At 73.9% G+C, this 15,488-nt stretch carries 14 protein-coding genes and 3 tRNA genes; 8 read left to right on the plus strand and 9 right to left on the minus strand.

All coding sequences use genetic code 11. From position 1 onward, the window contains the following. Position 1: 1 nt before the first annotated feature. The 4 genes from LPA27_RS07540 to LPA27_RS07555 all read right to left on the minus strand — a co-directional run bounded on the left by LPA27_RS07540 (position 2) and on the right by LPA27_RS07555 (position 3,558). The gene (locus LPA27_RS07540) at positions 2–745 is read right to left on the minus strand and encodes a sirohydrochlorin chelatase (RefSeq protein WP_056862724.1); all 744 of its coding nucleotides are present in this window, start codon (positions 743–745) and stop codon (positions 2–4) included. A 142-nt stretch (positions 746–887) separates the two neighbouring features. Continuing rightward, the gene (locus LPA27_RS07545) at positions 888–1,634 is read right to left on the minus strand and encodes a phosphoadenylyl-sulfate reductase (protein ID WP_056862725.1); all 747 of its coding nucleotides are present in this window, start codon (positions 1,632–1,634) and stop codon (positions 888–890) included. After that, positions 1,631–1,828 (minus strand): hypothetical protein, encoded by a 198-nt coding sequence (locus LPA27_RS07550; RefSeq protein WP_193664273.1) that lies wholly within the window; start codon positions 1,826–1,828, stop codon positions 1,631–1,633. Before LPA27_RS07550 ends, LPA27_RS07545 begins: the two co-directional genes overlap by 4 nt. Continuing rightward, positions 1,825–3,558, minus strand: coding sequence for a nitrite/sulfite reductase (locus tag LPA27_RS07555; RefSeq protein WP_228942058.1), 1,734 nt, complete (start codon positions 3,556–3,558; stop codon positions 1,825–1,827). Before LPA27_RS07555 ends, LPA27_RS07550 begins: the two co-directional genes overlap by 4 nt. 440 nt (positions 3,559–3,998) lie before the next feature. Between LPA27_RS07555 and LPA27_RS07560 the strand changes: the two genes are divergently transcribed. The 3 genes from LPA27_RS07560 (at position 3,999) to LPA27_RS07570 (ending at position 6,905) form a co-directional block, all read left to right on the plus strand. Further along, positions 3,999–5,441: a glycine hydroxymethyltransferase gene (locus LPA27_RS07560; RefSeq protein WP_228942059.1), complete on the plus strand. Its 1,443-nt coding sequence runs from the start codon at positions 3,999–4,001 to the stop codon at positions 5,439–5,441. A gap of 87 nt (positions 5,442–5,528) precedes the next feature. Next, positions 5,529–6,005, plus strand: a complete 477-nt coding sequence (locus LPA27_RS07565) for a hypothetical protein (protein WP_056862729.1) — start codon at positions 5,529–5,531, stop codon at positions 6,003–6,005. Between the two features lie 72 nt (positions 6,006–6,077). After that, entirely contained in the window at positions 6,078–6,905 is an 828-nt protein-coding gene (locus LPA27_RS07570; RefSeq protein WP_228942060.1) for a hypothetical protein, read from the plus strand. Between the two features lie 16 nt (positions 6,906–6,921). Here the strand turns inward: LPA27_RS07570 and LPA27_RS07575 are convergent, their stop codons facing one another. Beyond that, complete coding sequence (locus tag LPA27_RS07575; protein WP_056904393.1) at positions 6,922–7,632, minus strand: response regulator; 711 nt, start codon at positions 7,630–7,632, stop codon at positions 6,922–6,924. Further along, complete coding sequence (locus LPA27_RS07580; protein WP_228942061.1) at positions 7,629–9,392, minus strand: sensor histidine kinase; 1,764 nt, start codon at positions 9,390–9,392, stop codon at positions 7,629–7,631. Before LPA27_RS07580 ends, LPA27_RS07575 begins: the two co-directional genes overlap by 4 nt. A gap of 175 nt (positions 9,393–9,567) precedes the next feature. On the opposite strand from LPA27_RS07580, the gene LPA27_RS07585 reads away from it, so the two are divergent. The 4 genes from LPA27_RS07585 (at position 9,568) to LPA27_RS07600 (ending at position 13,817) form a co-directional block, all read left to right on the plus strand. Continuing rightward, positions 9,568–10,965, plus strand: coding sequence for a cation:dicarboxylate symporter family transporter (locus tag LPA27_RS07585; RefSeq protein WP_056862732.1), 1,398 nt, complete (start codon positions 9,568–9,570; stop codon positions 10,963–10,965). Positions 10,966–11,118: 153 nt separating this feature from the next. Further along, positions 11,119–12,306, plus strand: a complete 1,188-nt coding sequence (locus tag LPA27_RS07590; RefSeq protein ID WP_228942062.1) for a YihY/virulence factor BrkB family protein — start codon at positions 11,119–11,121, stop codon at positions 12,304–12,306. A 51-nt stretch (positions 12,307–12,357) separates the two neighbouring features. Continuing rightward, positions 12,358–13,416, plus strand: a complete 1,059-nt coding sequence (locus tag LPA27_RS07595; RefSeq protein ID WP_056862988.1) for a potassium channel family protein — start codon at positions 12,358–12,360, stop codon at positions 13,414–13,416. 68 nt (positions 13,417–13,484) lie between these two features. Continuing rightward, positions 13,485–13,817, plus strand: a complete 333-nt coding sequence (locus LPA27_RS07600) for a hypothetical protein (protein ID WP_228942063.1) — start codon at positions 13,485–13,487, stop codon at positions 13,815–13,817. 394 nt (positions 13,818–14,211) lie between these two features. Here LPA27_RS07600 and LPA27_RS07605 read toward each other — a convergent pair. The 3 genes from LPA27_RS07605 to LPA27_RS07615 all read right to left on the minus strand — a co-directional run bounded on the left by LPA27_RS07605 (position 14,212) and on the right by LPA27_RS07615 (position 14,464). After that, positions 14,212–14,286 (minus strand) — tRNA-Val (locus tag LPA27_RS07605). Between the two features lies 1 nt (position 14,287). After that, a tRNA-Cys gene (locus LPA27_RS07610) sits at positions 14,288–14,358 on the minus strand. A gap of 33 nt (positions 14,359–14,391) precedes the next feature. Continuing rightward, a tRNA-Gly gene (locus tag LPA27_RS07615) sits at positions 14,392–14,464 on the minus strand. Between the two features lie 184 nt (positions 14,465–14,648). Between LPA27_RS07615 and LPA27_RS07620 the strand changes: the two genes are divergently transcribed. Next, positions 14,649–15,488, plus strand: coding sequence for an aminotransferase class IV (locus LPA27_RS07620; RefSeq protein WP_228942064.1), 840 nt, complete (start codon positions 14,649–14,651; stop codon positions 15,486–15,488).

Raw genomic sequence — 15,488 nt, forward strand, 5'->3', positions numbered from 1 at the left:
ATCAGACCGGGACGAGCTCGACGGCGCCGACGGCGTAGCGGGCCAGCACCGTGCGGGCGACCTCGGGGTGCGCGCCCAGCGGCTCGGAGACCGCCACCGCGCCGGCCTCGAGGGCCAGCTCGGCGGAGCGGTCGGTGGCGCAGCCGGGGGAGAGGAAGAGCGAGGCCACCGCGATGTGGCGACGGCCCTCGCCGCGGAAGGCGCGCACGGCCTCGCCGGTGGCCGGCGGGGAGACCGAGGCGAAGGCCGCGGTGACGGGCAGGCGGTGGTGGGCCCCCCACAGCCGGGCGAGGCGGGCGACGGCCTGGTTGGCCAGCGGGTCGGTGGAGCCCGACGCGGCCAGCACGAGGGCGTCGAGCTCACGCACCCGCGACTGGCGCAGCGCCTCGCGCAGCCGCACGTCGAGCACCTCGAGGAAGCACGGCTCCAGACCCAGGATGGCCGTCGAGCGGATCTGCAGCCCCGGGTGCCGCGCGGCGGCCGCGGCCACGGCGGAGGGCACGTCGGCGGCGAGGAGCTGGCCCTCGGTCAGCAGCAGCGGCACGACCACGATCTCCTCGTGCCCGGCCTTGACGAGCCGGTCGACGACGGTCTGGAACGCGGGCCGGGCCGACTCGAGGAACGCGCGCTCGACCTTGAGGTCGGGGCGCATCGCGCGCACCTCGTCGACCAGTGCGGTGATGGTCGCGGAGGAGCGCGCGTCGCGGGTGCCGTGGGCCAGGGCGATCAGTGCCGGAGCTGCCATCGGAGGTGGCCTCCCTTGTCGTGGTGATCTCGGTGGGGCGGGGGTCCCGGGCCCAGCGGCGCTGCTGGTGGGTGTGGTGCTGATGTCGTGCGGTGGGTGTGGAGCGGTCCTCGGGTGGTGCGGGTGGGGCCGGGGGCGGAGGTCACATGTGGATGCCGCACTCGGTCTTGTTGGTGCCGGCCCAGCGGCCGCTGCGGGCGTCCTCGCCGGGGGCGACGCGACGGGTGCAGGGGGCGCAGCCGATCGAGGGGTAGCCGTCGTAGACGAGCGGGTTCACGAGGATCCCGTTGTCGGCGATGTAGGTCTCGACCTGCTCGTCGCTCCAGCGGGCGATGGGGGAGACCTTGACCTTGCCCTTCTTGGCGTCCCAGCCGATGACCGGCGCGATGACCCGGTTGCGGGTCTCGGCGCGGCGCAGGCCGGTGGCCCAGGCGTCGTAGCCCGCGAGCGAGCGGGCCAGCGGCTCGACCTTGCGCAGCTTGCAGCACAGGTCGGGGTCGGTCTTGTAGAGGTCCTTGCCGTACTCCGCGTCCTGCTCGGCCACGCTCTGCACGGGGGTGATGGTCAGCAGGTTGACCGGCATCGTCGCCTCGACGGCGTCGCGGGTGCCGATGGTCTCGGCGAAGTGGTAGCCGGTGTCGAGGAAGACCACGTCGATGCCGGGCACGACCTTGGAGGCCAGGTGCGACAGCACGGCGTCGCCCATCGAGGAGGTCACGCAGAAGCGCTCCCCGAAGGTGGCGGCGGCCCACTCGATGATGTCCTCGGCCGGGGCGAGCTCGAGTTCGGCGCCCCAGTGGGACACGAGGTCGCGCAGCTCCTCGGGCGAGCGGCCCGCGGTCTCGATGGCTCGGTTCGCGCGCGCCGTGAGGGTGGTGGCGGCGGTCATGTGGCGGCTCCCTGGGTCGTGGTGCCCGGCCGGATCAGGCCGAGCATCCTCAGGGAGAAGGCGCGCAGGCAGGAGCGGCATTCCCAGCTGCCGTGGGGGGAGCTGATCTGACCGTCCTGCGAGACGACCTCGTGCGGACGCAGGTCCTCGTCACCGCAGTAGGGGCAGTGGAAGGGGATGCCGCGCCCGCTCATGAGGCCGGCTCGAGGGTCTTGTCGCCCTTGAGGAGCTCCTCGTCGGCGCGGGCGACCCACGTCGTGAAGGACTCCTCGGTGCCCGTGCGGTCGGCGAGGTAGTTGACGACCAGGGTGGCGACGTAGTCGCCGAGCCCGGCGCTGGTGACCTTGTGGGCGCGCAGCTTGCGGCCGAAGTTGGCCTGCAGCCCGGTGGCGCCGCCGAGGTGGACCTGGAAGCCCTCGACCTGCTGGCCCTCGTGCATGACCAGCTGGCCCTTGAGCCCGATGTCGGCGACCTGGGTGCGGGCGCAGGCGTTGGGGCAGCCGTTGACGTTGACGGTGATGCCGTCGGGCACCAGTGCGTCGAGGTCGGGGAAGCGCTGCTCCAGCTCGGCGACCAGGTCGCGGGCGCGGTCCTTGGTGTCGACGATGGCGAGCTTGCAGAACTCGATGCCGGTGCAGGCCATCGTGTTGCGCCGCCAGCCCGAGGGCCGGCCCGAGAGCCCGAGCTCGTCGAGGTCGTCGAGCAGGGCGTCGACGGCGTCGGCGGGCACGCCGATCAGCACGATCTTCTGGTACGGCGTGAGCCGCGCACCCTCCACGCCGTGGCGCTCCATCGCGTCGGCCAGGCCGACCAGCAGCGTGCCCGACACCCGGCCGGCGGTCGGCGCGACGCCGACGTACTTGCGCCCGTCGGTCTGGTCGTGCACGCCGATGTGGTCGCGGTGGCCCACCGGCGAGGCCGGGGACTCGCAGGAGACGAGCTCGCGCCCCAGGTACTCGGTCTCGAGGACCTCGCGGAAGCGCTCGACGCCCCAGTCGGCGACGAGGAACTTCAGCCGCGCCCGCGAGCGCAGCCGGCGGTAGCCGTAGTCGCGGAAGATCGAGGCGACGCCCTCCCAGACGTCGGGCACCTCGTCGAGGGGCACCCACACGCCGAGCTTCTGGGCGAGCATGGGGTTGGTCGAGAGCCCGCCGCCGACCCAGACGTCGAAGCCGGGGCCGTGCTCGGGGTGCACCGTGCCGACGAAGGCGATGTCGTTGGTCTCGGGGGAGACGTCGTGGGAGGGGTGGCCGGTCAGGGCGGTCTTGAACTTGCGGGGGAAGTTCGAGAAGGCCGGGTCGCCGATGTAGCGGCGCTTGATCTCCTCCAGCGCCGAGGTGCCGTCGATGATCTCGTCGGCGGCCACGCCGGCGACGGGCGAGCCGAGGAAGGGGCGCGGGGAGTCGCCGCAGGCCTCGAGGGTGCTGAGCCCGGCCTCCTCGAGGCGCTCCCAGATGGTGGGGACGTCCTCGACGCGGATCCAGTGGTACTGGATGTTCTCGCGGTCGGTCACGTCGGCGGTGTCGCGGGCGAAGTCCTGCCCGATCGTGCCGAGCGCCCGCACCGTGGCCGGGGGCAGCAGGGCGCCGTCGGAGCGCACGCGCATCATGAAGAACTCGTCGTCAAGCTCCTCCTCGGCCAGGGTGGCGGTCTTGCCGCCGTCGAAGCCCGGCGCGCGCTGGGTGTAGAGGCCCATCCAGCGGAAGCGGCCGCGCAGGTCGGCGGGGTCGATGGAGGCGAAGCCGCGCTTGGAGTAGATGTTGAGGATGCGCGCCCGCACGTTGAGCGGGTTGTCGTCCTTCTTGGACTGCTCGTTCTTGTTCAGCGGTTCCATGTAGCCCAGGGCCCACTGACCCTCACCGCGCTTGGGGCGCGGACGGGCGGGGCGGGGGGCGGCCTGCTCGGTGGAGAGCTGCTCAGTCATGGGGTGGGGTTCCTCGGGTGCGTGTCTCGGCGGTGAGCGCGCGACTCTTCACGGGTCGGAACCACGTCGTCGGGGTTCGCTGCGACCTCGGAAGACCGGGCGCCCGCGGTCGGTTCGTGCGGGCGGTGCGTCGGGTGTCGCCGGGTGGGCGCGACGCGGGTCAGTGAGGTCGACACATGGAGCTGCGGGTGCGCCCGAGGTCCACGTGGCGTCGGACCACGAGGAAGGCGGACGTGGCAGCGGAGATCATGTCAAGGAGTCTCAGTCCTCGGACCGTCCGCCCACAAGGCGAAATCCCATGATGTGAGATCTTGATCCGCATGGTGAGACGGCCCACCGCGGGACCGCGGCCCGCCACGGGGTCGTGCGTCCCATGTCACACCACCGTGACCTGTTCGCGACCATCCGCCCGACCGTGCCGGCCGCGTAGGCTGAGGGTCATGTCGTCCACGCCCGACCTCACCAGCAGCGTCTACTCCCAAGCCCTCGAGCTGATCGCCTCGGTGGAGCCTCGCATCGCGGAGGCGACGCGGCAGGAGCTCGCCGACCAGCGCGCCTCGCTCAAGCTCATCGCGAGCGAGAACTACGCCTCGCCCGCCGTGCTGATGACGATGGGCACCTGGTTCAGCGACAAGTACGCCGAGGGCACGGTCGGGCACCGCTTCTACGCCGGCTGCCAGAACGTCGACACCGTCGAGACGCTGGCCGCCGAGCACGCCCGCGAGCTGTTCGGCGCCGAGTACGCCTACGTGCAGCCGCACTCCGGGATCGACGCCAACCTCGTGGCCTTCTGGTCGATCCTGGCCCACCGCGTGGAGTCGCCGGCCCTGGCCGAGCTGGGTGCGCGCAACGTCAACGACCTGACCGACGAGCAGTGGGAGACCCTGCGCCGCCGGCTGGGCGACCAGCGCCTGCTGGGCATGTCGCTCGACGCCGGCGGCCACCTGACCCACGGCTTCCGGCCCAACATCAGCGGCAAGATGTTCCACCAGCAGCAGTACGGCACCGACCCCGAGACCGGCCTGCTCGACTACGACGCGCTGGCCGCCAAGGCGCGCGAGTTCAAGCCGCTCGTGCTCGTCGCGGGTTACTCCGCCTACCCGCGCCGGGTGGACTTCGCCAAGGTCCGCGAGATCGCCGACGAGGTCGGCGCCACCCTCATGGTCGACATGGCCCACTTCGCCGGGCTCGTGGCCGGCAAGGTCTTCACCGGCGACGAGGACCCGGTGCCGCACGCCCACGTCGTCACCAGCACCACCCACAAGTCGCTGCGCGGCCCGCGCGGCGGCATCGTGCTGGCCACCGAGGAGTACGCCCCCTCGGTGGACCGCGGCTGCCCGATGGTGCTCGGCGGCCCGCTCTCGCACGTGATGGCGGCCAAGGCCGTCGCGTTCGCCGAGGCCCGCCAGCCGGCGTTCCGCACCTACGCCCAGCAGGTCGCCGACAACGCCCAGTCGCTCGCCGAGGGCTTCCTGGGCCGCGGCGCCACCCTGGTCACCGGCGGCACCGACAACCACCTCGTGCTGCTCGACGTCTCCTCCTACGGCCTCACCGGCCGTCAGGCCGAGTCGGCGCTGCTCGACGCCGGCGTCGTCACCAACCGCAACTCGGTGCCCGGCGACCCCAACGGAGCCTGGTACACCTCCGGCATCCGCCTGGGCACCCCGGCGCTGACCACCCGCGGCTTCGGTCACGACGAGTTCGACACCGTCGCGGAGCTGATCACGATGGTCCTGGAGAACACCCAGCCCGGCACGACCAAGGCCGGCGGCCCCTCCAAGGCCTCCTACGTCCTGGCCGACGGCGTCGCCGCCAAGGTCAAGGACGCCTCGGCCGAGCTGCTCGACAAGCACCCGCTCTACCCCGGCCTCGAGCTCTCCTGAGCCCTCCCACCCGCACCCGACCACGGCCGGCACCCCGCGAGGGGTGCCGGCCGTCGTCGTACACCGGGACCGTGGCAGCCTGGAGCGGTGACGGAGCCGACCCACCCCGAGCAGCCCCACCCCGACCAGCCGGCGCCCACCTACCAGTGGGCGGTGACCAGCGACCCCGACGTGCTGCACGTGCAGCTGCCGCCGGTCGCGGTGGTCGACGGCGACCGGGTGCGTGACGCGCTGCGGGCCCTCTTCGCCCGCCGCGGCTTCGCCGCGCTGCGCGACCCCGAGGACCTGCGCGCCCGCGCCGCCAACGGGTGCGTGCTGCGCCTGGTCGACGACCGGAGCGCCGAGCTGGTCGTGACGATCAGCGAGGGCGTCGGCGTCACGCGGGTGCCGGTGCCGCACCACGACCCGGCCTGGTCGGCGCGCGTGCTGGCGGCCGGCGAGGTCACCGTGCTGGTCACCGAGGCCGCGATCGACCCCAGCGGTGCCCTGACCCCGGAGCGCCTCGCCGCCGACGTCGCCGCCGGCGGCGTCAGCCTGGCCCGCGTGCCCGCCGGGGAGCTCTGACCCGACCCCTCCGCGGCGAGCCCGGCCCGGCGCGTGCCACGGCGGGGGCGCCGCGGCGTCTAGTGTCCTGCCGTGGACCCCACCCCCCCGGCCGCGACGGACGCCGTCGACGACGACCCGGAGCGCCCGCGCAGCACGCTCCCGGGCCGTGGCCTCGTGCCCCAGCGGTGGCAGGCCTGGCGCGTGCTCCTCGGTGCGGCCTGGGTCGGGGTGCTGGCCACCGTCGTCCTGACCGGCGTGCGCGACACCGGGTGGGCCGAGCTGACCCAGGCGGTGCGCGCGGGCGAGGTCGACCGCGTGGAGGTGGTCGGCGGTCTGCCCGCGGGTGCACGCGGCACCGCGACCGTGGAGGTTCTCTGGCGCGACGGGCTCCTGCGCCGCTCGACCGAGGTCATGGAGCGCCGACCCCTGCGCGCCTCGCCCGACGGCACCCCGCTGGGTCCTCGGGGCTCGGCCGGGCGCGGCCTGCGCGCCGCCGACGGGTCGCCCCCGGTGGTCCCGGACGTCGGCGCGGCACTGACCGGCCTCGGCGCCGGCTCCGCCCCTGGGCTGGTCGTGGAGCGTGTCGAGGCGTCGCAGGCGACGTGGCACGCGCAGGTGCGCCTGGCGGGCTTCCGCACCGGGGGCACCCTGGCCGGCGCCGCTCTCGTGCTGCTCGTGCTGACGGTGCTGCTCCTGGCCTGCGGCCCCGAGCCGCGTCGGGCGACCCGGTGGGCGTGGTGGTGGATCCTGCTCACCCTGCCGCCGCTGGGGCTGGCGGCGTACCTGCTGCTGGGCGGTCCCGGGCGGTCCGCGACCGGTGACCAGCCCGCGGGGGCCGGGCGCGACGGGCGGCTCACCGGAGGGTGGGCCTTCCTGCTCACCGTGCTGCTCGGGTCGGCGTCCTCGAGCCTGCTCTGAGGCCGGGGCGGCGTGCTCAGCGCCGCCAGCGGTACTCCAGCTCGGGGCGGCCTCCGCGCCCGTAGCGCGGCTGCCGCTCGGCGAGCTCGGAGTCGGCGAGGTGCTCGAGGTAGCGCCGCACGGTCACGCGGGAGGCCCCGACGGCCTCGGCCACCTCCGAGGCCGACCGGGGGCTCTCGGCGTCGCGCAGCGCCGCGGTCACCTCGCGCAGGGTCTCCGCGCTCATCCCCTTGGGCAGCACGGTCGCGGCGGCGGGGGAGCGCAGGCTGCCCAGCATCCGGTCGACCTCGTCCTGGGCCATCTCCGCCGAGGAGGCCGCGAGCCGGTCGCGGTAGGCGGCGTACTGCTCGAGCTTGGCGCGGAAGGTGGGGAAGGTGAAGGGCTTGAGCAGGTAGAGCACGACGCCCTGCGCCACGGCGTGCCGCACGACCTCGGTGTCGCGCGCCGAGGTGACCGCGATGACGTCGCACAGGTGGCCCGAGGCGCGCATGCGCTGCAGCAGGCCCAGCCCGTGGCCGTCGGGCAGGTGCAGGTCGAGCAGCACCAGGTCGACCGGCCGGCCCTCGGTGCGCGCCTGCTCCAGCAGCCGGGCGGCGTCGCCGGCCGAGCGCGCGGTGCCGGCCACGGCGAAGCCCGGCACGCGCCCGACGTACGCCGTGTGCGCCTCGGCCGCCCGCGCCTCGTCCTCGACCACCAGCACGCGCACCTCGGCCGCGGGGCCGCTCACGGGGTCGCCGCCGCGGTGCCGGGAGCGGCGGCGGGAGCAGGGCCGGGAGCAGCCCCGGCCGGCGGCGGGGCGGTGGAGCCCAGGCGCAGCACGACCTCGAACTCCGCCCCGCCGAGGGCGGAGACGCCCACGGTGACCTCGCCGTGGTGGCGGCGGGCCACCTGGGAGACCAGCGCGAGACCGAGACCGCGGCCGTGCCCGGCGCTGGCCTTGGTCGACCAGCCGCGCTCGAGCACCCGGGCCGCGGAGTCGGGGTCGAGGCCAGGGCCGGAGTCGCCGACGGTGACCCGCAGCCGGCCGCCGTCGGGCTCCCCCTGCCGACCGCCCAGGCCGGTGCTGGGGTCGGTGCTGGGGTTGGTGCTGGGGTTGCTGCTGGGGTCGGTGCGCAGGTCGACGTGCACCCGGCGCTCGGGGCGCGAGGTCACGGCGTCGAAGGCGTTGTCGACGAGGTTGCCGAGCACCGTGACGAGGTCGCGGGCCGGCACCTCGGAGCCGTCGCGGACCTCGCCGGTGATGACCAGCTCGATGCCGCGCTCGACGGCCTCGGAGGTCTTGCCGAGCAGGAGGGCGGCCACCACGGGGTCGCCGGTGGCGCCCACGACCCGGTCGGCCAGCAGCTGGGCGACCTGGAGCTCCTCGGTGGCGAAGTCGACGGCCTCCTCGGGGCGACCCATCTCGATGAGCGACACCACGGTGTGCAGCCGGTTAGCGGCCTCGTGGTTCTGCGAGCGCAGCGACTCGGTGAGCCCGCGCACGGCGTCGAGCTCGCCGGTGACCGAGCGCAGCTCGGTGTGGTCGCGCAGGGAGACCACCGAGCCGACCTCGTGGCCGTCCCACGACGCGGGGGCCGAGGAGACCACGAGCATGCGGTCACCGGCGAGGTAGAGGTCGTCGGACTCCGCGGTGCGCCCCAGGGCGGCCGCGACGAGGCCGGGGGCCAGCCCGAGGTCGTGCACCGAGCGCCCCACGACCTCGTCGCGCTCGCGGCGGCCCTCGGCGACCGGCTCGGGCAGGCCGAGCAGTCGTCGGGCCTCGTCGTTGACCAGCTGCACCCGCCCGTCGGCGTCGATGAGCAGCAGCCCCTCCCGCACGGCGTGCAGCACCGCGGAGTAGTACTCGTACATCCGGGTGATCTCGCGCTCGCCCAGGCCGTGGGTCTGGCGGCGCAGCCGGCGGCTCACCAGCCAGGCGCCCAGCAGGCCCACCGCGAGCACGGCCGCGGCGGAGACCGCGATCAGCACGAGGTCGTCGCCCAGGGCCTGGTCGATGGCCTGCACGGTGATGCCGACCGAGACCAGCGCGACCACCGTGCCGGCGTCGTCGAGCACCGGCACCACGGCGCGCATCGAGGGCCCGAGGGTCCCGGTGTACTGCTGGGTGAGGATCCCGCCCTGCGGCGCGTCGCCCAGGTCGCCCACGAAGGGCCGGCCGATGAGCGCGGGGTCGGGGTGGCTGTAGCGGGTCCGGTCGAGGGCCATCACGGTGACGAAGTCGACGTCGGTGTCGCGGCGGACCTCCTCGGCGTAGGGCTGGATGCGCACCGCGGGGTCCTCGGTGCGCAGCGCCGCGACCAGCGCGGGGGAGTCGGCCACGGCGCGGGCCACGCCGACCGCGCGGTCGGTGGCGGCCACCCGGGCGTCGCGCCGGGCGTCGTACGTCGCGAGCGCCAGCGACGCCACCACCAGGACCACGACCACCAGCACCTGGAGCAGCAGCACCTGGCGGGCGACCGACCCGTCCCGCCGCTCCGACCTCCGCACCTGCGCATTGTGCCCCACCGGCGCGCCGCCGCCCGTCCAGCGCCCGTCGGCCGCCGGTGCCCGCGGAGCGGACGTCGGCGTCCGCGAACTCAACGACCACAACGGTGACCACGGTCACAAGCGGTGCGAGCGTGCTCGGGTCGGGCACGGGCCCGGACGAGACACGGAGGAACCCATGAGCAGCAGCACCACCGCGAAGCCGGGCCGCACGGCACCGCGCAACCGCACGCACTACCTCTACATCGCCGTCATCGTGGCGGTCGCCCTCGGCATCCTGGTCGGCATCGTCGCGCCCGACTTCGCCAAGGAGCTCAAGCCGCTCGGCACCGGCTTCGTGGCCCTGATCAAGATGATGATCCAGCCGGTCATCTTCTGCACGATCGTGCTCGGCGTCGGCTCGGTGGCCAGCGCCGCCCGCGTCGGCAAGGTCGGCGGCCTCGCGCTCGGCTACTTCATCACGATGTCGACCTTCGCCCTGGCCATCGGCATGGTCGTCGGCAACATCCTCAAGCCCGGCGACGGCCTCCAGCTCGACGAGTCGGCCGCCTCGGCCGGCCAGGAGCAGGCCGCCGGCGCCCACAGCAGCACCGCCGACTTCCTCGTCGGGATCATCCCCGACTCGATGCTGTCCTCGCTGACCTCCGGCGAGGTGCTCCAGACCCTGCTCGTCGCGCTGCTCATCGGCTTCGCCCTGCAGCGCATGGGCCGCAGCGGCGCCCCGATCCTGCGCGGCATCGAGCACGTGCAGCGCCTGGTCTTCCGCGTGCTGGCCATGATCATGTGGGCCGCCCCCGTGGGCGCCTTCGGGGCCATCGCCGCCGTCGTCGGCGAGACCGGTGTCGGTGCGCTCAAGTCGCTGGCGGTGCTGATGATCGGCTTCTACATCACCTGCGCGCTCTTCGTCTTCCTGGTGCTCGGCACGCTGCTCAAGGTCGCCACCGGCGTCAGCGTGTTCAGCCTCTTCAAGTACCTCGGCCGCGAGTTCCTGCTCATCGTGTCGACCTCCTCCTCCGAGTCGGCCCTGCCGCGCCTGATCGCCAAGATGGAGCACGCCGGCGTCGACAAGCCCACCGTCGGCGTGGTCGTGCCCACCGGCTACTCCTTCAACCTCGACGGCACCGCCATCTACCTCACGATGGCCTCGCTCTTCATCGCCGAGGCCCTCGGCGACCCGCTGTCGATCGGCGAGCAGATCTCGCTGCTGTTCTTCATGATGATCGCCTCCAAGGGCGCCGCCGGCGTCACCGGCGCCGGCATGGCCACGCTGGCCGGCGGCCTGTCCTCGCACCGCCCCGAGCTCGTCGACGGCGTCGGTCTCATCGTGGGCATCGACCGCTTCATGTCGGAGGCCCGCGCGGTCACCAACTTCTCGGGCAACGCCATCGCCACGATCCTCATCGGCCACTGGACCGGCGGCCTCGACCGGCCCCAGCTCGACCGCGTGCTGAGCGGGCAGGACCCCTTCGACGAGACCACGATGATCGACGACCACGGCGACGACGCCCACCTCGACCAGGCCGAGGTGGCCCCCGCCGGGCCCGCCGGCCCGGTGCGCCCCACGCAGTCGGTCTGACCCGCACCTCCGCTCGACCACCGCTCGACCACCGGACCCCCGTCGCACCCGCGACGGGGGTCCGCTGCGTCGTGGGCCACCCACCGCGACCGCTCCCGCAGCGCGCGCTCGGGGTGCCCGGATCGGGGTCCGGCGGGCGATACCGTACCGACCATGGCCACCCCCACCCCCCAGTCCGCCGAGGGGTCGCCGCTCCTCGCGTGGGGGCGGCGCGCGGCCGAGACGCTGTGGCGGCTCGTGGTCGCCACCGTGGGCGCCTGCCTGCGCTTCCGGGTGACCGGCCTGGCCGCCGAGGCGGCGTTCTTCGCCGTCGTCTCCGTGCCGCCCCTGGTCTTCGCCCTGGCGGGGGCGATCGGCTACGTCTCCGAGCAGTTCTCCGCCGCCCAGGTCGCCGACGTGCGCGCGGCCATCCTCGAGGTCTCCTCGCGCGCGCTGACCGAGGGCGCGGTGCGCGACGTCATCGAGCCCACCATCGACGACGTCCTGCGCGGCGGCCGCTTCGACGTGGTCTCGCTGGGCTTCGTGCTCGCGCTCTGGTCCGGCTCGCGGGCGCTCAACGTCTTCGTCGACACCATCACGATCATGCACGGCCTGGGCGGCCACCGCGGGATCGTCAAGACCCGCGCGCTGTCCTTCGTGCTCTACGTCCTGGCCATGATCACCGGCGTCGTCTCGCTCCCGCTGGTCGTCGCCGGGCCGAGCCTGGTCGGTCGCTGGCTGCCCGAGCGCGCCGAGGTGCTCATGCACTTCTACTGGCCGCTGGTGCTGGTGCTGTGCATCTGCTTCCTGGCCACGCTCTACCACGTCTCGGTGCCCGTGCGGACCAACTGGAGCTTCAACCTGCCCGGCGCCGTCTTCTCCCTCGTGGCCTGGATCGCCGGGTCCTACGCCCTGCGGTGGGTGCTGACCGTCACCGCGTCGGACTCCCGGTCGATCTACGGCCCGCTCGCCGCACCGATCGCGGTGCTGCTGTGGCTCTACCTCGTCGCCATCGCCGTGCTCATCGGGGCCGCGGTCAACGCCGCCTTCGACACCGTCTTCCCCCAGTCGACCACCTCCCGGGCCCGCACCGAGCTGGTCGCGCGCCTGCGCCAGCGGCTGACCCGCGAGCGCGCCGACGACGGGGAGCCGGACGCACGCCCCGCCACCGACCCGGCCACCCGTCCTGACGTCGGTCCGGTGCCACCCTCGGCAGCACCCGCGGCTCGCCCCTCGGCAGCGCCCCCGGCTCCGCCGACCGGTCACGAGCCGCCTCCCACGCAGCCGCTGCGTGCGGTGCGGCGCGGGTCCGCGGTCCCCGAGCCGGGGCGGGTCGGCGGCGGCGCGGGCCGGGTCGACTAGATTCGGCGCGTGCCCGACGTACCCGAGCCCACCGCGGGCGGCAAGCGCGGGATGATCTCGCTGCCCGACCGCCAGCGCAGCCCGCTGTGGGAGCTGGGGCGACGCCTGCTGCTGGCCACCGCGATCCTGGTCGGCACGGTGCTGCTGGTCTACTTCGACCGCGAGGGCTACCGCGACGGCAACGACCCCGGGTCGAACTACGCCGTCGACTTCAAGGACGCGATCTACTACACGACCGTCACCCTCAGCACGACCGGCTACGGCGACATCGCGCCGGTCTCGGAGACCGCGCGCATGGTCAACGCGTTCGTCATCACCCCGGCCCGCATCGCCTTCCTGGTGCTGCTGATCGGCACCACCCTCGAGGTCCTCGCCTCGCAGGGCCGCGAGCTGTTCCGGGTCTCCCGGTGGAGGAAGCGCATGCTCAAGCACGTCGTCGTCATCGGATACGGCACGAAGGGCCGCAGTGCGGTGGACACGCTGATCAACAACGGCCTCGACCGCGAGAGCGTGGTGGTGGTCGACCCCAGCCCCGCGGCGCTCCAGGACGCCCACGCCGACGGGCTCGCGGTCGTCACCGGGGACGCCACGCGTCGCGAGGTGCTGCGCCGCGCCGGCTGCGCCACCGCCGAGCAGGTCATCATCACCACCGACCGCGACGACTCCAACGTGCTGGCCACCCTCACCGTGCGCCAGCTCAACCCCGACGCCTGGATCGTCGCGGCCGTGCGCGAGCAGGAGAACGCACCGCTGATGAAGCAGTCGGGCGCCGACTCCGTCATCACCTCCTCCGACGCCGTGGGCCGCCTGCTGGGCCTGTCGTCGATGTCGCCGACGCTCGGCTCGGTGATGGAGGACCTGCTGACCTACGGCGACGGCCTCGAGGTCGCCGAGCGCGACCTGCTGGTCAACGAGGTCGGCAAGCAGCCGCAGTCGCTGCCCGACCAGGTCATCGCCGTGGTGCGCGACGAGAAGGTCTACCGCTACTTCGACCCGGTGGTGACCCGGCTGGCCCGCGGCGACCGGCTCGTGGTGGTGCGTCCGGCCAAGGAGCTGCCGTGGGCGCCGCGCCCCGGCACCCACAACGAGGAGTTCGCCACCGAGGACTGACCCGTCCCCGGCCACCCGACCCCTCCCGTGCGTCGAACAGGTGTTCGATCGTGTGGGACGATGGGGCGGTGAGCAGCGGAGCGCGGCAACGGCGGGGCGAGGCGCCCCCGGGGCGCCCCGGCCGACGTCCGCCCGGGTCCTCCGGCGGCCCGAGCCAGCCCTCGCTGGGCGTCTCGGCGCTGCACGGCACGGCCGGGGGAGTCGAGGACTGTCCCGTGCGCCACTGCTGGGTCTCCGGAGCCGTCGACGTCGACGGTGTGACCCGGCCCGGGATGCTCGTGGAGTGGCGGCGCGGCGCGGGCGGCTGGGAGGGGCTCGTCGTACGCCCCGAGCGCCGGGCGCCCGGGGTGTGGGTGCTGGTGCAGCAGTGGGTGCCCGCGCGCCTGCTCAGCCCCCGCTGAGGCCGCCGGGACCCTCCGTGGCGTGTCGGGCCTCCCGCGTGGTCCGTCGCCGTCTGCCAGGGTGCAGTGCGCCCGCGCCTCCCGAGCCGTCGTCCTGGCCGACAACCGGTGGGCGCTGCTCGGCCTCGTGCTGCCCGTGGCCGGTGGGCTGCTCCTGGTCGGCTGGGTGCGCCAGCGACAGGGGCTGCGGGCCCCGGGCCTGCTGCTGGCCTCGTCGGTGCGTTTCTGCGGATCTTGCTCGACGTTGTCACCCCATGAGACCGGCGCTCGCACGTCGCGCACCGGTCCGTGGCTGTTCGAAGCCAACCCCGGGTGGACCGCGTCGCGATCGTGCGGGAAAGCAGAAGGCCCCGCCTCCCTGAGAGGGAGCGGGGCCAGACCTGCGGTGTAGCTGTGGTGGGCGATACTGGGTTTGAACCAGTGACCTCTTCCGTGTCAAGGAAGCGCGCTACCGCTGCGCCAATCGCCCGAGGTGGAGACGGGATTTGAACCCGTGTAGACGGATTTGCAGTCCGTTGCCTCGCCTCTCGGCCACTCCACCGCTGGAGGTCAAACCAAGAGAGAGACCTCTCCGAGCGGACAACGAGACTCGAACTCGCGACCTCAACCTTGGCAAGGTTGCGCTCTACCAACTGAGCTATGTCCGCTTGCTTCCGACGTTCCCGTCGGCGTGCGGTGAAACAGTAACCCAACGCCTGAGGCGTGCCAAATCCGGGTGTCGGGCGTGTTGTGGGGGCATGTCCGGCGGTCGTCACGGGGCCCTGGGAGCCTCCGCCGGCCCCCCCGTCGGCCCGTGTCGCGGGGTGCCCGCGCCCTCCTAGAGTGGCGGCCATGCGCGCCTGGATCGACGGTCACCTCCTGCCCGACCCCACCGCCCCCGCTGTTGGGGTCACCGACCACGGCCTCACCGTGGGGGACGGCGTCTTCGAGGCGGTCAAGGTCGTGGAGGGGCGTCCCTTCGCGCTGACGCGCCACCTGGAGCGCCTGCGCACGAGCGCCGCCGGCCTCGGGCTGCCGCCGGTCGACCTCGACCTGGTGCGCCGGGGCGTCGCGGCGGTGCTGGCCGAGGAGCACCTCGCGCTGGGTCGCCTGCGCATCACCGTCACCGGGGGACCGGCCCCGCTGGGGTCGGGTCGCGGCGACGCGGCGCCCACCGTCGTCGTCGTGGCGGCGCCGATGCCGCCGGCGGCCGCGCAGGTGGCCGTGGCGACCGTGCCGTGGCCGCGCAACGAGCGCGGCGCGCTGGCCGGGCTGAAGACCACGTCGTACGCCGAGAACGTGGTGGCCCTCGCCGAGGCGCAGCGTCGCGGTGCCGACGAGGCCGTGGTGGCCAACCTGGCCGGCCACCTGTGCGAGGGCACGGGCTCCAACGTCTTCTACGTCGTCGACGGCGAGCTGCGCACCCCCACGCTGGCCGGTGGTTGCCTCGCCGGGGTGACGCGGGCGCTGGTGCTCGAGTGGTTCGGCGGCCGCGAGGTCGACGAGCCGATCGACGTCGTCCGCGGGGCCAGCGAGGTGTTCCTGGTGTCGACCACCCGCGACGTGCAGTCGGTCGTGCGCTGGGACGACGTCGACCTGCCCGCCCCGGGGCCGGTGACCCGCGCGGCGCAGAAGGCCTGGGGCGAGCGCGAAGAGGGCATGCTCGAGGAGGCCCGCACACCGGGCGACTGA

Origin of the sequence: Nocardioides sp. Leaf374 (assembly GCF_916862475.1) — a bacterium.
Classification (GTDB): Bacteria; Actinomycetota; Actinomycetes; order Propionibacteriales; family Nocardioidaceae; genus Nocardioides; species Nocardioides kribbensis.

What these genes read in the sequence shown, in the direction of transcription:
- LPA27_RS07585 (WP_056862732.1), top strand. Translation starts at nt 9,568, where the DNA reads ATGAGCAGCAGCACCACCGCGAAGCCGGGCCGCACGGCACCGCGCAAC.
- LPA27_RS07595 (WP_056862988.1), top strand. Translation starts at nt 12,358, where the DNA reads ATGATCTCGCTGCCCGACCGCCAGCGCAGCCCGCTGTGGGAGCTGGGG.
- LPA27_RS07545 (WP_056862725.1), bottom strand. Translation starts at nt 1,634, where the DNA reads ATGACCGCCGCCACCACCCTCACGGCGCGCGCGAACCGAGCCATCGAG.
- LPA27_RS07590 (WP_228942062.1), top strand. Translation starts at nt 11,119, where the DNA reads ATGGCCACCCCCACCCCCCAGTCCGCCGAGGGGTCGCCGCTCCTCGCG.
- LPA27_RS07560 (WP_228942059.1), top strand. Translation starts at nt 3,999, where the DNA reads ATGTCGTCCACGCCCGACCTCACCAGCAGCGTCTACTCCCAAGCCCTC.
- LPA27_RS07550 (WP_193664273.1), bottom strand. Translation starts at nt 1,828, where the DNA reads ATGAGCGGGCGCGGCATCCCCTTCCACTGCCCCTACTGCGGTGACGAG.
- LPA27_RS07555 (WP_228942058.1), bottom strand. Translation starts at nt 3,558, where the DNA reads ATGACTGAGCAGCTCTCCACCGAGCAGGCCGCCCCCCGCCCCGCCCGT.
- LPA27_RS07540 (WP_056862724.1), bottom strand. Translation starts at nt 745, where the DNA reads ATGGCAGCTCCGGCACTGATCGCCCTGGCCCACGGCACCCGCGACGCG.
- LPA27_RS07620 (WP_228942064.1), top strand. Translation starts at nt 14,649, where the DNA reads ATGCGCGCCTGGATCGACGGTCACCTCCTGCCCGACCCCACCGCCCCC.